Below are 22,693 nucleotides of genomic sequence, written 5' to 3' on the forward strand. Positions count from 1 at the left end.
CAGATGCACTACGCCCGCTTCGTCAGCGGGAAGCGCTCCTTGAGCAGGCGCAGGACCGACTCGGAAGCCATGGGCGGTCCGAAAAGATAGCTCTGGCCGTAGGTGCAGCCCATTTTTGCCAGCTCGATTGCGTCGTCGTTGGATTCGATGCCCTCCGCCACCACCTTCATGTCCAGTTCGCGCGCCATGGAAATGACCGCGCGGAGCACGGTCGACTTCCGGTCGCTGGTGTCGCACACCAGTGCCTTGTCGAGCTTGATGGTGTCGAACGGGAAGCGCGTGAGGTAGGCGAGCGACGAATAGCCGGTGCCGAAGTCGTCGAGTGCCAGGCCGAGCCCGATGTCCTTCAGTTTCTCCAGCACGAGGCGCGCCTGCTCCGGGTTCTCCATGACCATGGATTCCGTCAGTTCAAGTTTCAGGCGCGACGGATCGCAATGCGTCTTGGCCAGGACCGAACGCACGTCGTCGTAGAGCTCGTTGTTGAGCAGTTGTGCACTCGACAGGTTGATGGAGACGAAGATCGGCAGCTCGCCGGTCTGGTTTTCCCAGCCCATCAGGTCGTTCGTCGCCTGCTCGAGCGCGAAGATGCCGAGCATGTTGATGATGTCGGAGGCTTCGGCAATCGGAATGAACTCGGACGGCGGAATGCTGCCGCGCTTGGGATGCTCCCAGCGCATCAGCGCTTCGAAGCCTGCGATCTCCACGTCCTCCAGCCCTGCAATCGGCTGGTAGACCATCGAGAGTTCCTTGCGCTCCAGTGCGCGGCGAAGGTCCGATTCCAGTTGCAGCCTGTCGGCGCCGAAATCGCGGAACGCCGGTTGGAACGGCTCGACGCGGTTGCCCCCGGCACGCTTGGCACGGTACATCGCAAGTTCCGCATCGCTCAGCATGCCGGATGCGTTTTCCTGCTGGTCGACGAAGGACGCAAGGCCGATCGACGCCGTCAGGATGATCTCTCGGTTGGCGAAATTGATAGGCACCATGATCGCCTTGCTGACGGCGTCGGCAAAGTCGGCGATTTTCGCCGGATCGCGCTCGGACGTCAGAATGAGACCGAACTGATCGCCGGAGAGGCGGGCCAGCGTATCCTGGGGCTTGAGCAGCCGGCGCAGGCGGCGCGTAAGCGCAATCAGGATGTTGTCGCCGGCCGCAATGCCCAGCGCATCGTTGACCAGCTTGTAGCGGTCTATGTCGATCACCATCACGGTCGGCCGAAGCGTCTCGCCGCCGGGAGCCAGCGCCAGCACGCCCTGCAGCCGGTCGAGGAACAGCTGGCGGTTCGGCAGGCCCGTCAGGTTGTCGTGGAGGGCATCCTGCAGCAGACGGTCGATGGAGTTCTTCTGTTCGGTCACGTCGACCACCGTGCCGACGCAACGGATGACCTCGCCGTTCGAGCCGAGCACAGGACGGGCGCGGATCAGGAGCCAATGGAAATGGCCGTCCTCGGCGCGGATGCGGAATTCGTGGTTCAGCCGTCCGCGGCGATGTTCGAGCAGCACGTCGAGCGTGGCGCGGAAGCGGTCGCGGTCGTCGGGATGCAGCCGCGGCAGCCAGTTGCGCGCCGCGCCATGCATGGCTCCCGGCGAAAGGCCGAGCTTGACGGAAACATCAGGAATGGTGACGACGCGGTCGCGCGCCACGTCCCAGTCCCATACCATGTCGCCGGAACCGGTCAGCGCAAGGGACTGCCGCTCCAGGTCCGAAAACAGCCCCTGCTGGAATGCGCCGCCGGCAAAGGCATGCTGCATCACCGTGAAGCCGATGAGCAGCACGATGAGGACGAGGCCGCCGCCGAGCGCAGGCTGGATGATGTCGTTGTCGAGCCGGCCGGTGATCGTCAGCCATGCCCCGAAGATCCAGACGAGAATGAGCCCCCAGGCCGGAACCAGGAGGATGGCGCGGTCATAGCGGTTGAGGCCGAGGTAGACGATCAGCAGAAGGCCGAGCGTGGCGGTAAGGGCAAAAGACAGTCGCGCCACGCCGGCGGCAATCGACGGGTCGTAGATTGCGACGCCGAAGAGAAGCGCAAGGCCAAGGACCCACGCAAGCGTCAGGTAGCCGAGATGCGTGTGCCAGCGGTTCAGGTTCAGGTAGGTAAACAGGAAGATCACGAAACTCGATGCCAGCGCCACCTCCGCGCAGGCGCGCCATATTCGCTGGTCCGCCGACGCAATGCTGACGAGCTTTCCGAGAAAGCCGAAGTCGACGCAGATATAGCCGAGCACCGCCCAGGCGAGTGCTGCCGTCGCCGGCAGCATGGAGGTCCCCTTGACGACGAACAGGATCGTCAGGAACACCGCCAGCAGGCCGGCAATACCGAGAACGATGCCGCGATAAAGCGTGAATGCGTTGATCGTGTCCTTGTAGGCGTCCGGTTCCCAGAGATAGATCTGCGGCAACTCGGGCGTCGCCAGTTCCGCGACGAAGGTAATGACGGCACCCGGGTTGAGCGTGATGCGGAAGACGTCCGCCTCGTCGCTCGGCTGCCGATCAAGCGCAAAGCCTTCGCTTGGCGTGATCGCGATGATGCGCTGCGAGCCGAGGTCAGGCCAGAAAAGCTTGGAATTGACGAGACGGAAATGCGGGGCGACGATAACGCGCTCCAGCTGCTCGTCCGAGACGTTGGCCAGCGCAAACACCGCCCAGTCGCCCTGATGATTGTCCGAACTGGAGCGTACCTCGATGCGGCGGCGGATACCGTCCGCGCCGGCGGCGGTCGAGACCTGGAAGGCCTCGCCCTGGTTGGCATAGATTTCGGTGGTGGCGGTCAGGTCGAGCGCCGTGTCGTCACGCGAGATCTTCACGGGCTCGGCTGCCTGCGCGGCACCTGCCATCAGTGCCAAAGCCGACAGAAAAAGAGCTGCGATCACCGCGATAAGTCGTCCGGCCGGTGAGAAGGGCAGCATGCGGTTTGTAGTCATCGGCTGTCGGTTGTCCTGCCTTTATCCGTATCGGTGGCCAGTAGTGAAAACATCACGTGATCATGCCACTGACCGTTGATTTTCAAGTATCCGCGCAGATAGCCCTCCCGCTGAAACCCGGCCTTTTCAAGCAGGCGGATGCTCCGCGCATTGTCTGGAATACAGGCTGCTTCGATACGGTGCAACTCAAGCCCTGCGAAGATATAGGGTATAACCAACCGAAGTGCGGCGAACATATGGCCCTGGCCGGCATGGGCTTCACCCATCCAGTAGCCGATCATGCAGCTCTGCGCGGCGCCCCGCCGGATGTAGCCGATGGTGATGCCGCCAAGCAGCGTCCTGCTGTGCTTGTGAAACAGCAACAGCGGGATCGCCTGTCCGGAAGCATATTCCTGCTTGCCGCGAATGACGCGGGCGCGGTAGGCGCCCTCCGTCAGTTCGTCGCGGCGCCAGGTCGGCTCCCAGGGCTCCAGGAACTGCCGGCTTGCCGCCCGCAGCTTGTGCCATTGATTGAAGTCCTGGTAGCGGGGCAGGCGGAGCACATATTGCTCGTTCTCAAGCTCCACTGCTTCCGGCTGCCGCGATAGGAACCGAAAAACCGATTTTGGCATCGATTACTCCCGGCAGGGTGGACGTCGGTTCAGAGTACGGCCTGTTTGCCCTGAAGGGCAGGCGAGGAAAGCGACGCGGCGATATCTTCCATCGGTGCAAGATGCTCGAGCGGGCCGATCGCCGACAGCGTCGGCACGGTGTCGAAGAACAGGCGCCCGGCGAGGTCCGTCAGGCGTTCGACGGTGATGCCCTCGAGGCGCTCCATCATCTCCGGATTGGAGATAGGTCGGCCATAAAGCATCATCTGCCGGGCGATCTGGCCGGCTCGCGCTGCCGGGCTTTCCTGGCCCATCAGCAGCTGGGCGCGGATCTGCGCTCGGGCACGCTCGATTTCCTTCTGGTCGATCTTCGCCGCCGACTTGTGCAGCTCGTCGACGATGACGGGCACCAGCTCCGGCAGGTTTTCGCCCCCGGTCGCGGCGTGGATGCCGAAGATGCCGGTGTCGGAAAACCCCCAGTGAAACGCATAGATCGAATAGCAGAGGCCGCGGATTTCGCGCACTTCCTGGAACAACCGGGACGACATGCCGCCGCCGAGGATATTGGCGAGGATCTGCGAACAGTAGAAATCGCGGGCGTGGTAGGCCTTGCCCTCGAAGCCGAGGAGGATCTGCGCATCCATGAGGTCGCGCGTCTCGCGGATGTTGCCGCCGATATACTTCGCAGCTTCCATGACAGGCGGCGCGTTCGGAGCCGTCGGCAGAGATGCAAAGCGGTCCTCGACCATGCGCACGAATTCGTCATGCTGCACGGCGCCGGTCGCGACCACGAACATGCGGTCGGTCGTATAGTTGCGGCCGAGATAGCCGCGGATCTGCTGCGGGGTGAAGGAAACGACGGTCTGCGGCGTGCCGAGAATGGCGCGGCCCAGCGTCTGGTCCCGATAGGCAGTCTCGGAGAACTTGTCGAAGACCACGTCGTCGGGCGTGTCGTTCGCGGCGTTGATTTCCTGCAGGATGACCTGCTTTTCACGCTCGAGTTCGTCCTCCTCGAAGGCGGATTCCGTCAGGATATCGGCAAGGATATCGACAGCGAGCGGCACGTGGTCTTTCAGAACCCGGGCGTAATAGGACGTCGTCTCGGTGGACGTCGCGGCGTTGACTTCGCCACCGACATCCTCGATTTCCTCCGCGATGTCGCGAGCGCTTCGGCGTGCCGTTCCCTTGAAGGCCATGTGCTCGAGCAGGTGGGCAATGCCGTGCTCGTCTTCCGTTTCGTTACGCGAACCTGATTTGATCCACACGCCGAGCGCAGCGCTTTCGAGATGCTGCATGGTCTGTGTGACTACTGTCAGCCCGGATTTGAGCCGGGTGCACTCAACTGTCATTGGCTATCTTTCTGCGCCTGCCGTCTATCAGGCCCGGATATGCTTGCCGATGAAGGTTTCAACGGCCTTGAGCTCGGGCTTGATGATCTGGAAACGCTCCTCCTTGTGCATCATATCAGCAAGCCACGTTGGAAGCGCGGGGTCAATACCGGAGGCGGATTTTACGGCCGCCGGGAATTTTGCCGGGTGAGCCGTGGCGAGCGTGACCATCGGCATGTTCGGCTTTTCGTGTTTTTCCGCAACGAAAACACCGATGGCGGAGTGTGGGTCCAGCAGGTAACCGGTTTCGGCGACGGTCTTCCTGATCGTCTGGGCAACCTGCTTTTCGCTGGCGCGGCCGGCGCGAAAGTCCTTCCTGATGAAGGCGAGAGCGTCCGGCGCGATCTCGAAGCCGTTCGACTGCTTCAGGCTGTCCATCGCGGCGCGCACCTTGGATGCGTCGCGATCGTAGGCCTCGAACAGCAGGCGCTCGAAGTTCGAGGAAATCTGGATGTCCATCGAAGGCGAGGTCGTCGCCTTGACGTCCTTCATCTCGTAGCGCCCTGTCTTCAGCGTGCGCGCGAGGATGTCGTTCTCGTTGGTGGCGACCACCAGCTTGCCCATCGGCAGGCCCATGCGCTTTGCGCAGTAGCCGGCGAAAATGTCCCCGAAATTGCCGGTCGGCACCGTGAACGAGATCCTGCGGTCGGGGCCGCCGAGCGCGATCGATGTCGTGAAGTAGTAGACGATCTGCGCCATGATGCGCGCCCAGTTGATCGAATTGACGCCGGAAAGGCGAACCTTGTCGCGGAAGGCGGCGTCGTTGAACATGGCTTTGACGAGGTTCTGGCAATCGTCGAAATTGCCCTCGACGGCAAGCGCGTGAACATTGGCAGCCGTGGAGGTCGTCATCTGCCGCTGCTGCACCGGCGAGACCTTGCCGTGCGGGAAAAGGATGAAGATGTCGGTGCGCTCGCGCCCGGCAAAGGCGTCGATGGCCGCGCCGCCGGTGTCGCCCGACGTCGCCCCGACGATGGTGGCCCGCTCGCCGCGCTTCTCCAGCGCATAATCCATCAAGCGTGCCAGGAGCTGCATGGCGACGTCCTTGAAGGCAAGCGTCGTGCCGTGGAACAGTTCCATCACGAAGCTGTTCGGTCCCGTCTGCACCAGCGGCGCAATCGCCGGATGACGGAAGGTGCCGTAGGCTTCGTCGATCATCGCCCGGAAGGTGTCGTCGGGAATCTCGCCGTTGGTAAAGGGCGAAAGGATCGTGAAGGCGATATCCTGATAGCTCTTTCCGCGAAGCGCCCGGATGTCCTTCTTCGAGAATTGCGGCCACTCACGGGGGACGTACAGCCCGCCGTCACGCGCCAGGCCCGTCAGCAATGCATCGCAAAAACCGAGGGAAGGGGCTTCGCCGCGGGTCGAGATATAATCCACTGTCGTCATCCTTGATGTGCCGGCCGGAGGGAATCCGGCCTGGAGAGAAAGCGTGCCCCGCGTAGCATCTCGCTCGCCCCGTCGTGCTTGGCCGACAGCAGTCCCGAAATGTGCATCAAAACAGTGCTTACCCAATCGATTTTTGTTTGCGCCGCTGATATAGACCATCGCAAACTGTCACGAAAGGCCCTGTCTGCAACTCATCGGGCCTGCCAAAAAACTTTGTGAAGAGGGTGGAATAGTCGTGCTTGGCAAGGTCTCGCGTCTTATCGTTTCTGCATCGGTCGCCGCTGTTCTGGTCGGCTGCAACTCTCTCGGCATGGGTGGCGGGGAGAACAAGGCCGAAGCGCCGGCCCAGTCCGGCGGGACGGCGCAGATCATGCCGCTGGCGCCCGCCAATCCCTCTTCGAACAATCCGTCCATCGGTACGGCGACGACGGCGTCGGGGGCCACGGCCCAGGTCGTACAGGGCGCATGCCCCCAGATCTACATGAAGGATGCCGACGCGATCTATCGCAGCTACGCCGGCGGGGCCAGGACTGGCGACGCTGAGAAGCTGGCCTACCAGGCTTCGATCGCGAATTACACGCGCCAGTGCACCCTGAACGAAACGAACCTGACGATGACGGTGGTGGCGCAGATGCGTGTCCTCGCCGGACCGGCCGGCAATTCGGGCAATGTGACGCTGCCCGTTCGTATCACGGTTCTCGATGGCGAGGATGTGCTGTACTCGGAAGTTACCAACTTCCCCGCGGATGTTTCATCGACCGCTGCCACGCAGGTGTTGTTCCGCAAGGATGGCATCAAGCTGCCGGTCGGCTCAGGCGCTCTCGTTCGCGTCAATGTCGGCTTTGATCAAGGCGCGCCGAAAGGCGGCAAGAAGAAGAAATAACTCCGGCACCCTTCCTTGTACCCTGGCGTTACGGTGCTTCCAACCAGCTGTGGTAAAGAGGATCAGGTGAAGATCGGCATCGTCGTGAATCCGGCCTCCGGCCGGCGTGGACGAAAGTTGTTCTGGTCGATGCTGAGGCGTGCTTTGGAGACAAGGCGCGCCGACATCAGCTTGCGCGAGACCGAAGGGTTCGGCGACGCCGAGCGTTTCGGGCGCGAGCTGGCGGAGGGCGGTTCCCATCTCGTGGTTGCCGTCGGCGGCGACGGCACGATCGGCGAGGTAGCGAGCGGCGTCTTGAAGTCGAGCCGTCCCGAAACGGCGTTCGCTTTCATCGCGACCGGCACCGGCTGCGATTTCGCCCGCAACTTCGACATGCCTGAGATCCCGGAAACGCTTGCCGAGCATCTGACATCCCCGGCGATCCGGCAGATCGATGCCGGTCTGCTGACATGCAGCGACGAGGATGGCGACAATCTCGCGCGGCATTTTGCCAACATTGCGAGCTTTGGCGTTTCCGGACAGATCGTCCGTGCAGTCAACGCCGCGCGCAGCCATCGGCGATTGCCCGGACGCATCGTCTTCTTTTACCACAGCCTCATGCAGATCCTGCGCTACAAGCCCTGCAGCGTCCGTCTCCGGCTCGATGGCAAGGATGTCTACGAGGGGGCGATCACCACGGTCGCGGTCGCCAACGGCGCCTGGTTCGGCGGCGGCATGAAGGTGGCGCCGGATGCGGATGTGGCCGATGGCTGGTTCGACGTCGTCATCATCCGCGCCGCGCCGCGGCTGAAGGTCCTGATGCTGATGAACAGCATATACAGCGGCGGCCACCTCAAGAGCCCGCTCGTCACCATTCACAGGGCCAAATGTGTCGAAGCCTGGCCAATCGGAAAGAGGATCGCGTTGATCGACAGCGACGGCGAAGCCCCGGGACAGATCCCGGCCCGCTTCGAGGTGCTTCCCGGGGCGCTAAGTCTCAAGATCTAGCTTTTTCGAAGCGACAGGGCGTCTTTCAATCGCGAGAGCGATGCAATACGAACAGCGGTCGTCGCTCAGAGAGCGCCTTCCCATTCGGCGAGGGCAGCGACGACGCCCGGCAGGTCGGTCATCCGCGAGATGACGGTCTCGGCGCCTGCGTCCGTCAGCGTGTCCGCGTGCGAGGGGTAGGTATGCGAGGCACCGGTGAAGCCGATGACGCGCATGCCGGCCGCACGCGCCGCATGGATACCGTGAACAGAATCCTCGACGACCACGGCCCGTGCAGGTGAAACGCCCATCTGCTTGGCGCCATGCAGGAAAATATCCGGCTTCGGCTTGACGCGATCGGCGCCCAGATCCTTGGCCGAGAAGATGTGCGGCGCAAACAGCTGCTTGAGGCCGACCTTGCCGAGCATCATGTCGAGGCGCTTGCTGCTGGAGTTGGAGCAGATGCAGCGCTTGAGGCTCAGCCGGGACAGGGCCGATTGAACGCCGGCAATCGCCTGCACGTCCTGCTCCAGACGCAGGTCGAGCAGCTGCTCGGACTTGTCGAGCAGCGACGCCGAAATTGGGATGCTTGCCTCGCGCTCGACCTGGAAAAGGATGTTCTCCCAGGTCATGCCCGAGAAACGTTCGCCCATCTCCTCGACGCTGATCGGATAGCCCGCTTCCGTCAGAAGCATGGACTCGACTTGCGCCGCGATGATTTCGGAATCGACCAGAACGCCGTCGCAGTCGAAAATGATGAGGTCGAAGCCGTCCATGATATCAAGCCTTGTTTGGGATGATGCCGCTTTACATCATGGTTGGCCGAAGCTCAACCGGCCGCGCGACATGGCTGGATTGCGCGCTGCGGGCGGCTTTGCCGCCTCCCTGCCGGAATTTGCCGGCCGCACGCCGCCGTTCTAGCCTCGACAAGCCAATTCCGGCTCTCTAATGGATGAGCATGGGCAAAGAACCTGAAGACACAATCGCAAGCCGCATCAGTCGCGTTCTCGCCGACCGCATCGTTCACGGAGAACTGCCGGCGGGGTTGCGTCTTCGCCAGGATCATATCGCCGAAGAATTCGGCACCAGCCACGTGCCGGTGCGCGAGGCTTTCCGGCGGCTGGAGGCGCAGGGTCTGGCGATCAGCGAGCCGCGCCGAGGCGTCCGCGTCGCGTCCTTCGACCTCAAGGAGGTGCGCGAGGTCGCTGAAATGCGCGCGGCGCTCGAAGTGCTGGCATTGCGCCATGCCGCCCAGCATCTGACCCCCGCCATCCTCGATGCTGCCGAGGAGGCCACCCGCGACGGCGACGCGGCCGCAGATGTCCAGGCCTGGGAGGATGCGAACCGGCGCTTCCACCGGCTGATTCTCGCGCCCTGCAGCATGGGTCGCCTGCTTGCCTCGATCGACGACCTTCATGCGGCAAGCGCCCGCTTTCTCTTTTCCGCCTGGCGTTCAGGTTGGGAAAAGCGCACCGACCACGACCATCGCGCCATTCTGCTGGCACTCCGGCAGGGCAGGGTGGAGGAGGCCGCCTCCATCCTCGAGAGGCATGTGCAGTGGATCGGCCGTGCGCCGCCATCCGCTCAAAAGGGCACGGGTGCCCGGGAAGCCTTTGCCATCGTTGGCTGATCGCCTGTTTTGCGAAGCGCCGGGGAGGTCAGGTTTCCACCGATTGTGCGGGAGACGATCGGTCCGCCTGATGCAGCGGAAAGAGCGCAAGAAACTGCCGCTCGCCGTCAGGTGAGAAGATCACCGACCGGCTTCCAGCCGTGCGCCGGGCCCAGCCTTTTTCGAGGAAGTTCGACAGCAGCGCCTTGCCGACGCTGCCTGCCAGATGCGCCCGCCGCTCGCTCCAGTCCAGGCAGGAGCGGCAGAGCGGACGGCGCGACGATTTAAGGTCGCCAACATCGATGCCGATGCATTTCAGCGCGCTTTCGCCTTGCCGGGTAACGGCAAGCCCGTCCCCGACCGCATCGATCGCGCCCTTGGCGATCAGGCTGTCCAGCATCCGGACACCGTAGTCTCCGGCCAGATGGTCGTAGCAGATCCGGGCCTTGCGCAGCGCCGGCTCCTTCGGACCCGGCCGGTGCCGCAGATGCCCGCGCCCGGCGGCAAAGCCCATGATGCTTTCCAGAAGCTTGCCGACGCCGTCGTCCGCGAGCGTGAAATAGCGGTGGCGGCCCTGCTTGCGCTGGGCGAGCAACTGGCCCGCCTCGAGCTTGGCGAGGTGCGTGCTTGCCGTCTGCACGGTGATGCCGCCGACGGCCGCCAGCTCCGTTGCCGTCAACGCCTTGCCGCCCATCAGCGCGGTCAGCATGTTGGCGCGGGCGGGGTCGCCGATGAGCGCCCCGATCTGGGCGATGTCAGGTCCTTCTTTCATACTTCGATCGTAACCGAAGCATTGTCGCCAGGCAACATGCGAAGACTGTCTCGCAGCACAAGGAGACAACGATGCTAACCTGCTTCATCCGCTACGAGATCGACCCCTTCAGGAAAGAGGAATTTGCCGCGTACGCCCGCAACTGGGGGCAGGCGATCCCGCGCAACGGCGCAGACCTCATCGGCTATTTCGCCCCGCACGAGGGTTCGGCAACCACCGCCTACGGCGTCTACAACATCGAGAGCCTCGCCGCCTACGAAGCCTATCGCGCACGGCTCGCCGCCGACCCGCTCGGAAAGCAGAACTACGAATTTGCCAGGCGCGAACGTTTCATTCTGAAAGAGGACCGCATCTTTCTCAAGAATGTATCTCTCCCTCACGCAAGGCAGGTCGCGCCATGATCGCCGTCATCTTCGAAGTGCTGCCCTATATGGGCGAACGTCACACCTATCTGGATCTTGCCGGCGAATTGCGCGCCGAACTGGACAAGATCGATGGCTTCATCTCGATCGAGCGCTTCGAAAGCCTGACGACGCGCGGCAAGCTGCTCTCGCTGTCGTTCTGGCGCGACGAGGAGGCGGTGAAGCAATGGCGCAATCTGGAGTGCCACCGCGCCGCCCAGGCCGCAGGCCGCAACGGCGTCTTCGCCGACTACCGCCTGCGCATCGGCCACATTGTGCGGGACTACGGAATGAACGAGCGCGCCGAAGCGCCGGCGGACAGCCGCCGGGTGCATGACGCGGCGGCTTAGTCGCCGGAAAAATGCCCGCACAGATCGTCGACGGCAATCCGCAGACACGGGATCTCATCGGCGATCTCGCGTGGCATCAGAAGACCTGCAACGCCGATTTCTCGATCTTGGACCTGAGGCGCGGATGCGGGCCGTCACGCGTCGTGATGTCCACGGAAGCGGCGAGTTTCTCCTCGAGCATCAGCTTGATGCTGATCAGATCGAAGGCGTGGAAGCGGCCTAGAGGGTCGTAGTCTATGAAGACGTCGATATCGCTTGCCGGTTCGGCCTCGTCGCGGGCGACCGAACCGAAGAGATAAAGCGAGGTCGCACCGAGCGCGCGGACGGCTTCGGCATTGCTCATCAGACGCTCGACCACTTCGCTCTTTCTCATGCTTTCTCTCGACAGCAGCTCGCTAAAGTTCTCCATGCCGTGATTATTTTCCCAAAATCGCTCGGCAATTCAGGCTTTGGTAACCAAACTGAGTAACCATAACAGACAGTAAAAAGCGTAATATGTATGAGCGAGTTTTCCAGATGGCGTCAGTATTTCCGCTTGCCGATCTCAAGGCCTCCGCAAAGCCGGGTTCCTGGATCGACACGATCATCAAGGGCGATTGCGTTGCCGCGCTTGAAGCCCTGCCGACCCACTCCGTAGACGTCATCTTCGCCGATCCGCCCTATAACCTCCAGCTTGGCGGCACGCTGCACCGCCCCGATCAGTCGCTGGTCGACGCGGTCGACGACGAGTGGGATCAGTTTGCGTCCTTCGAAGCCTACGATGCCTTCACGCGTGCCTGGCTGCTGGCCTGCCGCCGCGTCCTCAAGCCGACCGGCACGCTCTGGGTCATCGGCTCCTATCACAATATCTTCCGCGTCGGCGCCACGCTGCAGGATCTGAACTTCTGGATCCTCAACGATATCGTCTGGCGCAAGACCAACCCGATGCCCAACTTCAAGGGTCGCCGCTTCCAGAACGCTCATGAGACGATGATCTGGGCAAGCCCGAGCGCCAAGGCCAAGGGCTACACGTTCAACTACGATGCACTGAAGGCCGCCAACGATGACGTGCAGATGCGCTCCGACTGGCTGTTCCCGATCTGCAGCGGCAACGAGCGCCTGAAGGGCGATGACGGCAAGAAGGTGCATCCGACCCAGAAGCCGGAAGCGCTGCTGGCCCGCGTCATCATGGCGTCGTCCAAGCCCGGCGACATCATCCTCGACCCGTTCTTCGGCTCCGGCACGACAGGCGCCGTCGCCAAGCGCCTCGGCCGTCACTTCGTCGGCATCGAGCGCGAGCAGGACTATATCGATGCCGCATCCGCCCGCATCGAGGCAGTGGAGCCGCTCGGAAAGGCGGAACTGACCGTGATGACCGGCAAGAAGCAGGAAGTCCGCGTGGCCTTCAACGTGCTGGTCGAAAGCGGGCTGATCAAGCCGGGCCAGGTGCTGACCGATGCGAAGCGCCGCCACAGCGCGATCGTGCGCGCCGACGGAACCGTCGCTTCCGGCGGCGAGGCCGGTTCAATTCATCGCCTGGGCGCCAAGGTCCAGGGACTTGATGCATGCAACGGATGGACATTCTGGCATTTCGACGACGGGCAATCCCTGCGCCCGATCGACGAGTTGCGGTCCGTTATCCGCAGTGATCTGGCAAAGGCGGAGTGACCCACGCTCAAGCCTGATCGAGACTGCCTTCTTCCGGCTTTTGTACCTCCAGTTACGGAAGAAGGTAAAAGGCGCCCGGGGATCAACACCCCGGGCGTCTTCAATTCGAGGATACCTGCGAATTCGCGGCGACAGGCATAAAGCGTTCCCGGAGAGAGCGTTCTGTCTCGTCGTCTTGCCAGCGGTCAGGATATGGCGCTTCCCAGGTCAGGCGCCGCAAGGTACGCACGCTAAGTCCGCTATACCCCAGTTGCTCGAGACGAAGCAGCAGTAGGCATGCATCCGACTGGATCACCACCCGAGCAGACTCGCTGACTTGATCCAAGACAGTGAGCATCGCGGCGTATGTTCTGAACCCCAACGAGGCAGCCAATGCTTCATCGGCATGGGACGACCTGACATTCGCGTACTGCTTTCGCAGTGCCTTCTTCAATGCCGTGATATTGGAGGGCGCAAGCTTAATTGTAGCGTCAAACATCAGACGATCCGTTGTCCAAGTCGATGTCTGCCGATTACCCAGACCTTGTGAACACGGTCGTCGTCAGTCGAAAATCGCCTTTCAACCCGGCAGCAGGTTTGGCGAGGCGCCCAAGTCACCATTGTAGCAACCGACTGCCCGAGTCTCAAGGCGAGGGAGCCGGATATTGTGACGCGCTCTTCAGCATTCGGTCTAGAATCTGAAGACGCCTGGGACGGATACTCCAGGCGTCTTCGTGTTGGTTGACGACGTGCTATCAGCGTTGAAGCAGCGCCATCCGCTCTTCGTCCTCGTCGCGTTGGCGGCCGCCGATTGCAGCAGCCACGCATGCGATGAAAGCACCGACGAACAGCGACAAAGCACCGAAGAGGGCAACGGCCGATGCTGCCTTGCGCGCTGTATCCGCGGCCTTCTGGGCTGCGACCTTGGCGTCGTCGATACGCTTCAGCACCGCATCCACCCGAGCCTTGGCATCCGCTTCCGACAGACCCGTCCGCGACGCGACCAGCTGGTCCAGATAGGTCCTGTCGTCGGCCGAAAGCTCACCTGCGGCAACGCCGTTCAGAAGGATGCGCGATACCTCCGCACTGACGGCCTCGTTGCTTTGGCTGCCCGGCGCGCTTTGGTTTGCGGGTGCAGCCGCCGCATTCGCCGGACGCAGCAGCGCGTCCGTGAAGTAGGCCGGCGAAAAACCGCCGCTGCCGTCACCGGCGTTGGCGGCCGTTGCAGCGCCTGCGGCCCCGACCGCACCGACAGCCGTCGCAGTGGCCTGTGCGCCTGTGCTGACGACGGAGGAGAGCGCGGAGCCGAGGAGCCCCGCAACCACGACCGTTGCCAGTGCCCAGGCCAGAAAGCCGTGTGCTGTATCGCGGAAGAATATTTCGTAGGTATGGATGCCGACCCATTTGGCCCGGAGCCGCCCGGTCAGGTATCCGCCGAGCGCCGCCGATACCCATTGAACGACGATCAGCCAGATCGCCGCCGATGCCCCGACGGTCGTGAGGGAACTGCTGTCATGCGACCATGGTGAGACCATCGTCAGGCCCAGGCCCGATCCGATCAGGATGAAGATGAGCGTAATGGCAGTCGCAGCCAGAGTGCCGGCAACGATCGCTCCCCAGCTCACGGCCGAGGACGAGGATTCGAGTGGCACGTCCGCAGCCACGGCAGAGGAGGTATACGACATCGCGACCATCTCCTAATGCCAGAACAACAGGATAAGCAGGATCAGCGGAATCGGAACCCCGAGAAACCAAAGCAAGATACCTCTACCCATCGTAACCTCCTGTCAGCCGAGCTGACTTGTCGTTTTGCTACAGACCGCGTCATGCGCGGGTCATCTCAAAACAGCCGAAGGCACTCATTGTTCCCCTGACGCGATGCGCAATTTGCGGTTTCGCGTCGCGTCAGGAAACTGCGGGGGGCATCAGAACGCCTGGTAATCGGTGACGTCGACCCGGGTGACGCGGCCATTCTCGTCGAAGGTGATCGTTTCCTCGCCCTCCCGGATCAGCGGCTCGCCCGTCTTGCTGTGTGTGGCGCGAATCGACCATACGGCGCGGCCGGCCTTCGGGCTGATCGTCTCGACCAGCGTGGTGAACGCCGTCTGGTCCGGATAGTCGTCGAAGTACTTCCGGAAGGCGATCATGATCTCGTCGCGCCCCGACAGGCTGCCGACGCCGTTGGAAACGTAGGTCGCATCCTCGGCGAAATAGGCTTCGATCGCTTCGAAATCGAGCGCGTCGATGGCGGCGTGAAAGCGAGTGATTTCCTCGACCGGATCGAACGCCATGCTCAGATCCTGATGCCGCGTGCGACAAGATCGGCGCGCAGCGTGTCGGCGCCGGTAAACAGGACGGCATCCCAGCCGGCGGCCTTGGCGCCTTCGACGTTGGGTGCGGAGTCGTCGATGAAGATTGTTGCCGCGGGATTGAGGCCGAAGCATTTGGCGTGCGTTTCGTAGATGGCGATGTCGGGCTTGATGAGGCCGACATCGCCGGACACCGTGACGCCGCGCGGCTTGGTCAGGAACGGGAAGCGGACCTGCGCCTCGCGGAACGTATCCGAGGCGAAGTTGGTGAGCATCGTCACGTCCCGGCCATCCGCGATCAGTTGTTCCATGATCGCGACGCTGTCGTCGTAGGGGTGCGATACCATCTCGTGCCAGTGCTTGCGGAATGCGCGGATGTGCTCCTCGCGCGTCGGGTGCGCCTCGATCAGCAGCGCTTCTGCGTCCGCCCATGTGCGTCCGCGATCCTGCTCGACGTTCCAGTCATGCGTGCAGACGTTGTCGAAGAACCATTTGCGTTCGGCCTCGTCGGGAATGATGTGGCTGAACGGGATGTTCGGATCGTAGTGAACGAGAACTTTTCCAATATCGAAAACGATATGATCAATGGGCATCTGTCAGTCCTTCGAGTGTTTGAACGCGAGTGGAATAGCCGTTGCTATCGCTTTTTTCATGACTGTCGGCAACGCCTGGGCGTCAAGATTTGTAACCGGCTCCCACCAAGCGTTATCTGTTTGAATTCGCGAGGGGATTGCCACCCGATAAATCGATAGCCGAAGCTCGAAATGGGTAAATACGTGGGTCACTGTCCCGCATGCCTCCCAGCCTGCCGGAAAGGGCGCTGCATCCGCCGATGTCTCGCCGTCCAGGCGTGCGGTCCATCCCGTCGTCGGTACTTCGGTCATGCCGCCGAGAAGGCCGCTTTCGATCCGACGCCGCAGCAGGATCTCGCCGTCGGCGGTGACGGCGACGAAGGCCGCGCCGTAGCGGACCGGCTTCTCCTTCTTCGCGGCCTTGACGGGGAATTTCTCCGGATCGTGCAGCCGCAGCGCCTCGCATGCCTCCCTGAACGGACAGAGGGAACAGGCCGGACGTTTCGGCGTACAGATGGTCGCGCCGAGGTCCATCATGGCCTGCGCGAAATCGCCCGGCCGGTCCGCCGGCGTCAGCAGCGCCACCTTCTGCTTCATCAGCGGCTTTGCCGCAGGCAGTGGAGCGGAGATGGCATAAAGGCGGGAGATCACGCGCTCGACATTGCCGTCCATGACGGCCGATTGGCGGTTGAAGGCGATCGCGGAAACGGCAGCGGCCGTATAGTCGCCGATGCCGGGAAGCGCCTTCAGTCCTTCCTCGGTGTCGGGGAACACGCCGTCATGGTCCCGCGCCACCGCCTCGGCACATTTCTTCAGATTTCGGGCGCGGGCGTAGTAGCCAAGGCCCGCCCAAGCCGCCATCACGTCCTCGCTCGGCGCGTTGGCAAGGTCGCGCACGGTCGGCCAGCGCGCAAGGAAGGTGGCGAAATAGGGTTTCACCGCCGGCACCGTCGTCTGCTGCAGCATCACCTCTGAGAGCCAGACGCGATAAGGCTCGGCCTTGATGCCGCGCGCCGCCATCGGCGGCGAGACGCGCCACGGCAGGTCGCGGTGATGCCGGTCGTACCAGTCGAGGAGAGGCGTTGCGGCAGGGGCGTCGAAGGTCGTTGATGTCATCATTTGCCGTGCTGTGGGGAAGTGGCCTATACTTGGCGAAGCAATGCCGTCCGATCAAGGCGGCGGGCCCGCATGGCGGCGGCATCCGAAGGTTTCGATGAGTTATCCACGCAAAGATGTGAAGCAGATATCCGAGTTGGCCAACGGCCTGATCGATCCCGTGCTCGCCCGCCGCGCCGGCATCAATACGGCTCTGCTCGGTTCGTGGGACGAAATCGCCGGCGAGGACTTCGCCGATTGCACGCGGCCGGAAAAGATCGCCTGGGCAAGGGGCAACGACGACGGCAGCTTTCGCCCGGGTGTTCTGACCATTGCCTGCGAGGGCGCCCGCGCACTGTTCCTCACCCATGCCCAGGGCGAACTCATCCAGCGTATCAACAGCTTCTTCGGCTTCTCCGCCGTTCACCAGATCCGAATTGTCCAGAAGCCGGTATCGCAGGCCGCCAAACGCTCCCGCACGCCGCAGCCTCTGAAAGGCGAGGCCGCGAAAAGACTGGAAGGCATGATGGAGGGGATCGAGGGCGACAAGCTGCGCGACGCCATCCAGCGGCTGGGCACGGCGGTGCTGGGCAAGCGGCGATAACGCTTCGGTTTGGCAATGTCGCAGGCGGGTGCTATACATGTATAGCACGGAGAAAATACGATGCTGGCCATACGATTGCCTGCCGAAATAGAAGAGCGCTTGGATCGGCTTGCCGAGCGCACAGGGCGCAGCAAGAGCTTTTATGCGCGCCAAGCCATTCTTGAGCATCTCGACGATCTGGAAGATGTTTATCTTGCCGAGAAGCGCCTGGAAGAGCTTCGGCAAGGCAAGGGCGATACGGTTTCGTTGAAAGACCTGATGACGCGCCATGGCGTGGAGGATTGAATTCGCCCCGGCGGCGGAACGTGAACTGGACAAACTGGGACATGAAGGTGCTCGCCGCATTCTTCGGTTTCTCAATGATCGCGTGGCAACGCTGGAAGATCCGAGGTCCGTCGGTGACGCTCTGAAGGGCTCGGAGCTCGGCGAATTCTGGAAGTATCGGGTCGGAGACTACCGGATCATCGCAAATATCGAGGATGGAATTCTGCGAATTCTCATCGTCCGCGTCGGCAACCGCCGCGATGTCTACCGGTGAAAATGCGACAACCAATCCAGCCTCGGGGGCATTAGTCCCATCATGGTCACAATTCTTTGAAGGAAGTTGGCGAAGCGTGCCTTGTTCGCGGCCTCGCGCCGTTATATCGCACAGTTATGCCGTCACTCTCTTCTCATATGGGGAACTCATGCAGATGTCTGAAATGCAACTGACGAAACGCCAGCTTCTGGGCGGCGTGGCTGCCGCGACGGCAAGCTTGGCGATGTTCAGCGCCGCGAATGCGGCTGTCGAAATGCCGAAGTCCGACGGCGACGTCGATATGGCGGCCGTGCTCACGCCGGGCGCGCTGCCGGAAATGGCGCTCGGCCCGGAAAACGCACCGGTCAAGATCGTCGAATACATGTCGATGACCTGCCCGCACTGCGCCCACTTCCACACGACGACCTTCGACGAGATCAAGAAGAAGTATGTCGACGCCGGCAAGGTTCGTTTCGTCATCCGCGAATTCCCCTTCGATCCTCGCGCCGCCGCAGCCTTCATGCTGGCCCGTTGCAATGCTGCGAAGCCGGAAGAATTGAGCACCCCGGAACAGTATTTTCCGATGGTCTCGATGCTCTTCAAGCAGCAGGAAACCTGGGCTGCAGCCGAGGATGGCCGCGCAGCACTGCTTCAGATGTCCAAACTTGCTGGATTTACTGAGGATAGCTTCACGAAGTGCTTGACGAACCAGAAGCTGCTGGATGAAGTGAACGCGACGCGGGAACGGGGCTCCAAGGAGTTCGGCGTCAACGCCACGCCGACTTTCCTCATCAATGGAAAGCGCTATTCTGGAGACATGTCGGTTGACACCCTGTCGGCCCTTATCGACAGCCTGCTCTAGTTTGAACCGTTCCGGAATGACGGGCGGCGGCGGAAGCCGCGCGCCCGTTTTTTGTTTCCGGCCGCATGGGGCGGCCGCATGAAGTTCAACAAGCTTCGCGTCGTCGGCTTCAAATCCTTCGTTGAGCCTACCGAATTCATCATCGAGCGCGGATTGACCGGCGTCGTCGGACCGAACGGCTGCGGCAAGTCGAACCTTGTCGAAGCGTTGCGCTGGGTGATGGGGGAGAACTCCTACAAGAACATGCGTGCCTCGGGCATGGACGACGTGATCTTCTCGGGGTCCGGAAACCGCCCGGCGCGCAACACCGCCGAAGTCGCGCTCTACCTCGATAACTCCGAGCGCACCGCACCCGCCGCCTTCAACGACAGCGACGAGATCCAGGTGACCCGGCGCATCGAGCGCGAACAGGGGTCGATCTATCGCATCAACGGCAAGGAAAGCCGCGCCAAGGACGTCCAGCTGCTCTTTGCGGATGCCTCGACAGGCGCCCGCTCGCCGTCGATGGTGGGGCAGGGACGCATCGGCGAGCTGATCTCGGCAAAGCCGCAGGCGCGTCGCCAGCTGCTCGAAGAGGCGGCCGGCATTTCCGGCCTGCATTCGCGGCGCCACGAGGCCGAGTTGCGGCTGCGCGCCGCCGAAGGCAATCTCGAGCGTCTCGACGATGTCACCTCGCAGCTCGAAAGCCAGATCGAGAGCCTGAAGCGTCAGGCCCGGCAGGCGAGCCGCTTCAAGTCCCTTTCGGCCGATATCCGCGCCCGCGAGGCCATGCTGCTTCACATTCGATGGGTGCAGGCCAAGGAGGCGGAAGCCGAGGCGGATAGCGCCCTCAATCAGGCGACGGTCGTCGTTGCCGAGAAGGCGCAGGCGCAGATGGAAGCGGCGAAGGCCCAGGGCATCGCCAGCCTCAAGCTGCCGGAACTGCGCGAGGGCGAGGCACGCGCCGCCGCGGCCCTGCAGCGGCTGCAGATCGCCAAGACGCAGCTGGAGGAGGATGCCAACCGCATCCTGAGACGCCGCGACGAGCTCACGCGCCGCCTGGCGCAGCTGGCGGAAGATATCGGCCGCGAGGAACGGCTGGTCGCCGACAATGCCGCAATCCTTTCACGCCTCGATGCCGAGGAGGCCGATATTGCCGAAGTCCTGGCCGATTCCGGCCGCTATGCGGAGGAAACCCGGGAGGCCTTCGAGGAGGCGGCTGCGAAGCTTGCCGACAGCGAGCGCATTTTCACCGCTGTGACGGCCGAGCGAGCGGAAGCGTCCGCCGGCCGCAATCAGCTCGAACGCGCCATTCGCGATCTCTCCGACCGCAGAATGCGGCTCGAGCGCCAGATGGACGAGGCGAACCGCGAGCTTTCGGCGATCGGCGAGAAAATAGCCACCCTGCCTGATCCGGATGAGAAGCGGGCCGTGGTCGAAGCGGGCGAGATTGCCGTGGCGGAGGCGGAAGCTGCGATCCAGGCCGTCGAACAGGCGCTCGCGGCGGCCCGGCAGGCCGAGGCGATGTCCCGCGCGCCGGTGGATCAGGCTCGTTCCAAGCTCAACGCGCTCGAAACCGAGGCCCGCACCATCTCCCGCATGCTCGCCGCCGGCGCTGCCGCGGGCGAGTTCTCTCCGGTCGCGGACGAACTGCGCGTCGATCGAGGCTTCGAAACCGCCCTTGGTGCTGCCTTGGGAGACGATCTGGAATCCCCGCTCGACCCGAATGCTCCGGCACATTGGTCCGTGAACGGCGACGGAGCGGCGGATCCCGCCCTGCCGGCCGGTGCCACGCCGCTCCTGGAGCATGTGCGAGCCCCCGCAGCCCTGACGCGGCGGCTGAAGCAGATCGGTCTGGTGTCGGATGCCGATGCGCCGACGCTTGTGCAGCACTTGAAGCCTGGCCAGAGGCTGGTGACCAGAAATGGCGCGGTCTACCGCTGGGACGGTCACGTCACCGGTGCGGATGCGCCGAGTGCGGCGGCACTCCGGCTGGCCCAGAAGAACCGCCTTTCGGAACTCGAAAGCGAAGCGGCGCTCGCCCGCGATGTTCTTGTCGAGGCCGAAGAACAGCTCGCCGTGGCCGCCGAGGCGATCGGCGTCGAGGAGCGTCGCCTTGCCGATGCGCGCGATGCTGTCAGGCTTTCGGGGCGGCATCTGGCCGATGCCCGCGATGCGCTCACCGCTGCCGAGCGGGCCTCCGGCGATCTGATCCGCCGCCGCGACGTCATTGCCGAGGCGGTCAGCCAGCTGCAGTCCCAGCTGGAGGACGTTGCCGTTCAGGAAGAGAATGCCCGCATCGAGCTCGACGACGCGCCTGACCTGACGGCGATCGACGAGCGGCTGCGGCTGCAGCAGGCGAATGTCGCGACCGATCGCGGTGCGCTCGCAGAGGCCCGGGCGCGCCACGAAAGCCTGAACCGCGAGAACGATGCCCGCCAGCGTCGCCTTGTCGCCATCGGGCAGGAGCGGGGCACGTGGCGCCAGCGTGCGGCCGGCGCCGAAGATCACATCGCCACCCTGCGCGCCCGCGAGGAAGAGGCGCGCGACGAGGCCGTCGAGCTGGAGATGGCCCCTGATGAATTCGACGACAAGCGCCGGGGGCTCCTGAACGAGCTGCAGAAGGCGGACGAAGCCCGTCGCCATGCGGCCGATGTGCTTGCAGAGGCCGAGCTTCTTCAACGCGACGCCGACCACAAGGCGGCGATCGCCCTGTCGGAACTTGCCGAAAGCCGCGAACGCCGGGGCCGCGCTGAAGAACGGCTGGTGTCCGCCCGCGAGAAGCGGCAGGAAGGCGAGGCACGGATCCGCGAGGCGCTGAACGTGGCGCCGCACGAAGCCTTGCGCCTTGCCGGCCTGCAGCCCATGCAGGCGATGCCTGATCTGCGCGAGGTCGAGCGCGAGCTCGAACGGCTGAAAATGGAGCGCGAGCGCCTTGGCGCCGTCAACCTGCGCGCCGAAGAGGAGCAGAAGGAACTTAGCGAGAAGCTCGAGGCCCTGATCAAGGAGCGAGACGACGTGATCGACGCCATCCGCAAGCTGCGCGGCGCCATCCAGAGCCTCAATCGCGAAGGCCGCGAGCGCCTCATCGCCGCCTTTGACGTCGTCAACGGTCAGTTCCAGCGCCTCTTTACCCACCTTTTCGGCGGCGGCACGGCGGAGCTGCAGCTGATCGAATCCGACGATCCGCTGGAAGCGGGCCTCGAAATCCTGGCAAGGCCGCCCGGAAAGAAGCCGCAGACCATGACGCTGCTTTCGGGCGGCGAGCAGGCCCTGACGGCGATGGCGCTGATCTTCGCCGTATTCCTGACCAATCCGGCGCCGATCTGCGTGCTGGACGAAGTGGATGCGCCGCTCGACGACCACAATGTCGAGCGCTACTGCAACCTGATGGACGAAATGGCCGCCTCGACGGAAACGCGCTTCGTCATCATCACGCACAATCCCATCACCATGGCCCGAATGAACAGGCTTTTCGGTGTCACGATGGCCGAGCAGGGCGTATCGCAGCTCGTATCCGTAGACCTGCAGACCGCCGAGCAGCTGCGTGAAATCGCCTGACGGAATAAAACCCCAAAAAAAGTCGGCTCTCGCGGGCGGTTTCGCCCGATAGGGTGATGTTTTCCTGCCGATCTTGTATTAGAAGATTGATAGGTGCGGCTGCGAGGCCGCTCTGTCGGTTTGCGTCGCGTTTGCCGTGCGCACGTGTCGAGGCTTGCTGCCTCCTTTTCGTGCCGGCATGCTGAACCCCCCGTCCGGTTTTCCTGGCCGGACGGAAATAAGGCTTTGCGGGACTTTGTTGCGGTCCCGCAAAGCTTTATTCTCTTTCACACAATCAAAATCGTTCCGCCGGCGACGGA

The 22,693-nt window shown here is 63.0% G+C and carries 24 protein-coding genes; 12 read left to right on the forward strand and 12 right to left on the reverse strand.

Annotated features, from left to right (window positions below; genetic code table 11):
* Window positions 1-8: 8 nt before the first annotated feature.
* Genes ASC97_RS02220 through thrC form a run of 4 tightly spaced genes read right to left on the reverse strand, consistent with a single transcriptional unit; the run spans window position 9 to window position 6,288 of the window.
* Window positions 9-2,921, reverse strand: coding sequence for an EAL domain-containing protein (locus ASC97_RS02220; protein ID WP_057466716.1), 2,913 nt, complete (start codon window positions 2,919-2,921; stop codon window positions 9-11).
* Complete coding sequence (locus tag ASC97_RS02225; protein ID WP_057466717.1) at window positions 2,918-3,532, reverse strand: GNAT family N-acetyltransferase; 615 nt, start codon at window positions 3,530-3,532, stop codon at window positions 2,918-2,920. Before ASC97_RS02225 ends, ASC97_RS02220 begins: the two co-directional genes overlap by 4 nt.
* A 29-nt stretch (window positions 3,533-3,561) precedes the next feature.
* Window positions 3,562-4,860 (reverse strand): M16 family metallopeptidase, encoded by a 1,299-nt coding sequence (locus ASC97_RS02230; RefSeq protein ID WP_057466718.1) that lies wholly within the window; start codon window positions 4,858-4,860, stop codon window positions 3,562-3,564.
* Between the two features lie 27 nt (window positions 4,861-4,887).
* Window positions 4,888-6,288 carry a threonine synthase gene (gene thrC / locus ASC97_RS02235; RefSeq protein WP_057466719.1) on the reverse strand — a complete coding sequence of 467 codons (1,401 nt, stop codon included), beginning with the start codon at window positions 6,286-6,288 and terminating at the stop codon, window positions 4,888-4,890.
* A 235-nt stretch (window positions 6,289-6,523) separates the two neighbouring features.
* Between thrC and ASC97_RS02240 the strand changes: the two genes are divergently transcribed.
* Window positions 6,524-7,171, forward strand: a complete 648-nt coding sequence (locus ASC97_RS02240; protein WP_057466720.1) for a hypothetical protein — start codon at window positions 6,524-6,526, stop codon at window positions 7,169-7,171.
* A gap of 66 nt (window positions 7,172-7,237) precedes the next feature.
* Window positions 7,238-8,158 carry a diacylglycerol/lipid kinase family protein gene (locus tag ASC97_RS02245; RefSeq protein WP_057466721.1) on the forward strand — a complete coding sequence of 307 codons (921 nt, stop codon included), beginning with the start codon at window positions 7,238-7,240 and terminating at the stop codon, window positions 8,156-8,158.
* Between the two features lie 65 nt (window positions 8,159-8,223).
* On the opposite strand, the gene ASC97_RS02250 is transcribed toward ASC97_RS02245, so the two are convergent.
* Entirely contained in the window at window positions 8,224-8,913 is a 690-nt protein-coding gene (locus ASC97_RS02250) for an HAD family hydrolase (protein ID WP_057466722.1), read from the reverse strand.
* On the opposite strand from ASC97_RS02250, the gene ASC97_RS33735 reads away from it, so the two are divergent.
* A complete protein-coding gene (locus ASC97_RS33735; RefSeq protein WP_156390302.1) occupies window positions 8,912-9,058 on the forward strand; it encodes a hypothetical protein in 147 nt (48 codons plus the stop codon). The genes ASC97_RS02250 and ASC97_RS33735 overlap by 2 nt on opposite strands.
* Window positions 9,059-9,095: 37 nt before the next feature.
* Complete coding sequence (locus tag ASC97_RS02255) at window positions 9,096-9,767, forward strand: GntR family transcriptional regulator (RefSeq protein ID WP_057466723.1); 672 nt, start codon at window positions 9,096-9,098, stop codon at window positions 9,765-9,767.
* A 28-nt stretch (window positions 9,768-9,795) separates the two neighbouring features.
* Here the strand turns inward: ASC97_RS02255 and ASC97_RS02260 are convergent, their stop codons facing one another.
* Window positions 9,796-10,518 carry an ArsR/SmtB family transcription factor gene (locus ASC97_RS02260; RefSeq protein ID WP_057466724.1) on the reverse strand — a complete coding sequence of 241 codons (723 nt, stop codon included), beginning with the start codon at window positions 10,516-10,518 and terminating at the stop codon, window positions 9,796-9,798.
* A 71-nt stretch (window positions 10,519-10,589) separates the two neighbouring features.
* Here ASC97_RS02260 and ASC97_RS02265 point away from each other — a divergent pair, with 71 nt between their 5' ends.
* On the forward strand, window positions 10,590-10,919 hold the full coding sequence (locus tag ASC97_RS02265; protein WP_057466725.1) for an NIPSNAP family protein: 330 nt from the start codon (window positions 10,590-10,592) through the stop codon (window positions 10,917-10,919).
* Window positions 10,916-11,269: an antibiotic biosynthesis monooxygenase family protein gene (locus tag ASC97_RS02270; RefSeq protein ID WP_057466726.1), complete on the forward strand. Its 354-nt coding sequence runs from the start codon at window positions 10,916-10,918 to the stop codon at window positions 11,267-11,269. The genes ASC97_RS02265 and ASC97_RS02270 overlap by 4 nt, the downstream gene beginning before the upstream one ends.
* 76 nt (window positions 11,270-11,345) lie before the next feature.
* Here the strand turns inward: ASC97_RS02270 and ASC97_RS02275 are convergent, their stop codons facing one another.
* Window positions 11,346-11,642: a nucleotidyltransferase family protein gene (locus ASC97_RS02275; RefSeq protein WP_057466975.1), complete on the reverse strand. Its 297-nt coding sequence runs from the start codon at window positions 11,640-11,642 to the stop codon at window positions 11,346-11,348.
* A gap of 143 nt (window positions 11,643-11,785) precedes the next feature.
* On the opposite strand from ASC97_RS02275, the gene ASC97_RS02280 reads away from it, so the two are divergent.
* On the forward strand, window positions 11,786-12,916 hold the full coding sequence (locus ASC97_RS02280) for a site-specific DNA-methyltransferase (protein WP_057466976.1): 1,131 nt from the start codon (window positions 11,786-11,788) through the stop codon (window positions 12,914-12,916).
* A gap of 100 nt (window positions 12,917-13,016) precedes the next feature.
* Here the strand turns inward: ASC97_RS02280 and ASC97_RS02285 are convergent, their stop codons facing one another.
* From ASC97_RS02285 to mutY, 5 genes are all read right to left on the reverse strand, one after another.
* Complete coding sequence (locus tag ASC97_RS02285) at window positions 13,017-13,394, reverse strand: hypothetical protein (protein WP_057466727.1); 378 nt, start codon at window positions 13,392-13,394, stop codon at window positions 13,017-13,019.
* A gap of 256 nt (window positions 13,395-13,650) precedes the next feature.
* Entirely contained in the window at window positions 13,651-14,580 is a 930-nt protein-coding gene (locus tag ASC97_RS02290; protein ID WP_113001252.1) for a hypothetical protein, read from the reverse strand.
* Window positions 14,581-14,820: 240 nt separating this feature from the next.
* Window positions 14,821-15,186, reverse strand: coding sequence for a nuclear transport factor 2 family protein (locus ASC97_RS02295; protein WP_057466729.1), 366 nt, complete (start codon window positions 15,184-15,186; stop codon window positions 14,821-14,823).
* A 2-nt stretch (window positions 15,187-15,188) separates the two neighbouring features.
* Entirely contained in the window at window positions 15,189-15,797 is a 609-nt protein-coding gene (locus ASC97_RS02300; protein WP_057466730.1) for an HAD family hydrolase, read from the reverse strand.
* Between the two features lie 3 nt (window positions 15,798-15,800).
* Window positions 15,801-16,892: an A/G-specific adenine glycosylase gene (gene mutY / locus ASC97_RS02305; protein WP_200959433.1), complete on the reverse strand. Its 1,092-nt coding sequence runs from the start codon at window positions 16,890-16,892 to the stop codon at window positions 15,801-15,803.
* Window positions 16,893-16,989: 97 nt separating this feature from the next.
* On the opposite strand from mutY, the gene ASC97_RS02310 reads away from it, so the two are divergent.
* The 5 genes from ASC97_RS02310 to smc all read left to right on the forward strand — a co-directional run bounded on the left by ASC97_RS02310 (window position 16,990) and on the right by smc (window position 22,394).
* Window positions 16,990-17,475, forward strand: coding sequence for a DUF721 domain-containing protein (locus ASC97_RS02310; RefSeq protein WP_057466977.1), 486 nt, complete (start codon window positions 16,990-16,992; stop codon window positions 17,473-17,475).
* Between the two features lie 60 nt (window positions 17,476-17,535).
* The gene (gene relB / locus ASC97_RS02315) at window positions 17,536-17,760 is read left to right on the forward strand and encodes a type II toxin-antitoxin system RelB family antitoxin (RefSeq protein WP_057466732.1); all 225 of its coding nucleotides are present in this window, start codon (window positions 17,536-17,538) and stop codon (window positions 17,758-17,760) included.
* Window positions 17,744-18,013: a type II toxin-antitoxin system RelE family toxin gene (locus ASC97_RS02320; RefSeq protein WP_057466733.1), complete on the forward strand. Its 270-nt coding sequence runs from the start codon at window positions 17,744-17,746 to the stop codon at window positions 18,011-18,013. Before relB ends, ASC97_RS02320 begins: the two co-directional genes overlap by 17 nt.
* Window positions 18,014-18,161: 148 nt before the next feature.
* Complete coding sequence (locus ASC97_RS02325) at window positions 18,162-18,854, forward strand: DsbA family protein (protein ID WP_057466734.1); 693 nt, start codon at window positions 18,162-18,164, stop codon at window positions 18,852-18,854.
* A gap of 78 nt (window positions 18,855-18,932) precedes the next feature.
* A complete protein-coding gene (gene smc / locus ASC97_RS02330) occupies window positions 18,933-22,394 on the forward strand; it encodes a chromosome segregation protein SMC (RefSeq protein ID WP_057466978.1) in 3,462 nt (1,153 codons plus the stop codon).
* Window positions 22,395-22,693 lie beyond the last annotated feature (299 nt).

The sequence above is a fragment of the Rhizobium sp. Root1203 genome, from assembly GCF_001424945.1.
Lineage (GTDB): Bacteria > Pseudomonadota > Alphaproteobacteria > Rhizobiales > Rhizobiaceae > Rhizobium.

What these genes read in the sequence shown, in the direction of transcription:
- ASC97_RS02300 (WP_057466730.1), bottom strand. Translation starts at nt 15,797, where the DNA reads ATGCCCATTGATCATATCGTTTTCGATATTGGAAAAGTTCTCGTTCAC.
- ASC97_RS02325 (WP_057466734.1), top strand. Translation starts at nt 18,162, where the DNA reads ATGCAGATGTCTGAAATGCAACTGACGAAACGCCAGCTTCTGGGCGGC.
- ASC97_RS02230 (WP_057466718.1), bottom strand. Translation starts at nt 4,860, where the DNA reads ATGACAGTTGAGTGCACCCGGCTCAAATCCGGGCTGACAGTAGTCACA.
- ASC97_RS02265 (WP_057466725.1), top strand. Translation starts at nt 10,590, where the DNA reads ATGCTAACCTGCTTCATCCGCTACGAGATCGACCCCTTCAGGAAAGAG.
- ASC97_RS02275 (WP_057466975.1), bottom strand. Translation starts at nt 11,642, where the DNA reads ATGAGAAAGAGCGAAGTGGTCGAGCGTCTGATGAGCAATGCCGAAGCC.
- ASC97_RS02285 (WP_057466727.1), bottom strand. Translation starts at nt 13,394, where the DNA reads ATGTTTGACGCTACAATTAAGCTTGCGCCCTCCAATATCACGGCATTG.
- ASC97_RS02295 (WP_057466729.1), bottom strand. Translation starts at nt 15,186, where the DNA reads ATGGCGTTCGATCCGGTCGAGGAAATCACTCGCTTTCACGCCGCCATC.
- ASC97_RS02310 (WP_057466977.1), top strand. Translation starts at nt 16,990, where the DNA reads ATGAGTTATCCACGCAAAGATGTGAAGCAGATATCCGAGTTGGCCAAC.
- ASC97_RS02260 (WP_057466724.1), bottom strand. Translation starts at nt 10,518, where the DNA reads ATGAAAGAAGGACCTGACATCGCCCAGATCGGGGCGCTCATCGGCGAC.
- relB (WP_057466732.1), top strand. Translation starts at nt 17,536, where the DNA reads ATGCTGGCCATACGATTGCCTGCCGAAATAGAAGAGCGCTTGGATCGG.
- ASC97_RS33735 (WP_156390302.1), top strand. Translation starts at nt 8,912, where the DNA reads ATGATATCAAGCCTTGTTTGGGATGATGCCGCTTTACATCATGGTTGG.
- ASC97_RS02280 (WP_057466976.1), top strand. Translation starts at nt 11,786, where the DNA reads ATGGCGTCAGTATTTCCGCTTGCCGATCTCAAGGCCTCCGCAAAGCCG.
- ASC97_RS02290 (WP_113001252.1), bottom strand. Translation starts at nt 14,580, where the DNA reads ATGTCGTATACCTCCTCTGCCGTGGCTGCGGACGTGCCACTCGAATCC.
- ASC97_RS02270 (WP_057466726.1), top strand. Translation starts at nt 10,916, where the DNA reads ATGATCGCCGTCATCTTCGAAGTGCTGCCCTATATGGGCGAACGTCAC.
- ASC97_RS02220 (WP_057466716.1), bottom strand. Translation starts at nt 2,921, where the DNA reads ATGACTACAAACCGCATGCTGCCCTTCTCACCGGCCGGACGACTTATC.
- ASC97_RS02320 (WP_057466733.1), top strand. Translation starts at nt 17,744, where the DNA reads ATGGCGTGGAGGATTGAATTCGCCCCGGCGGCGGAACGTGAACTGGAC.
- mutY (WP_200959433.1), bottom strand. Translation starts at nt 16,892, where the DNA reads ATGACATCAACGACCTTCGACGCCCCTGCCGCAACGCCTCTCCTCGAC.
- ASC97_RS02225 (WP_057466717.1), bottom strand. Translation starts at nt 3,532, where the DNA reads ATGCCAAAATCGGTTTTTCGGTTCCTATCGCGGCAGCCGGAAGCAGTG.
- ASC97_RS02255 (WP_057466723.1), top strand. Translation starts at nt 9,096, where the DNA reads ATGGGCAAAGAACCTGAAGACACAATCGCAAGCCGCATCAGTCGCGTT.
- thrC (WP_057466719.1), bottom strand. Translation starts at nt 6,288, where the DNA reads ATGACGACAGTGGATTATATCTCGACCCGCGGCGAAGCCCCTTCCCTC.
- smc (WP_057466978.1), top strand. Translation starts at nt 18,933, where the DNA reads ATGAAGTTCAACAAGCTTCGCGTCGTCGGCTTCAAATCCTTCGTTGAG.
- ASC97_RS02250 (WP_057466722.1), bottom strand. Translation starts at nt 8,913, where the DNA reads ATGGACGGCTTCGACCTCATCATTTTCGACTGCGACGGCGTTCTGGTC.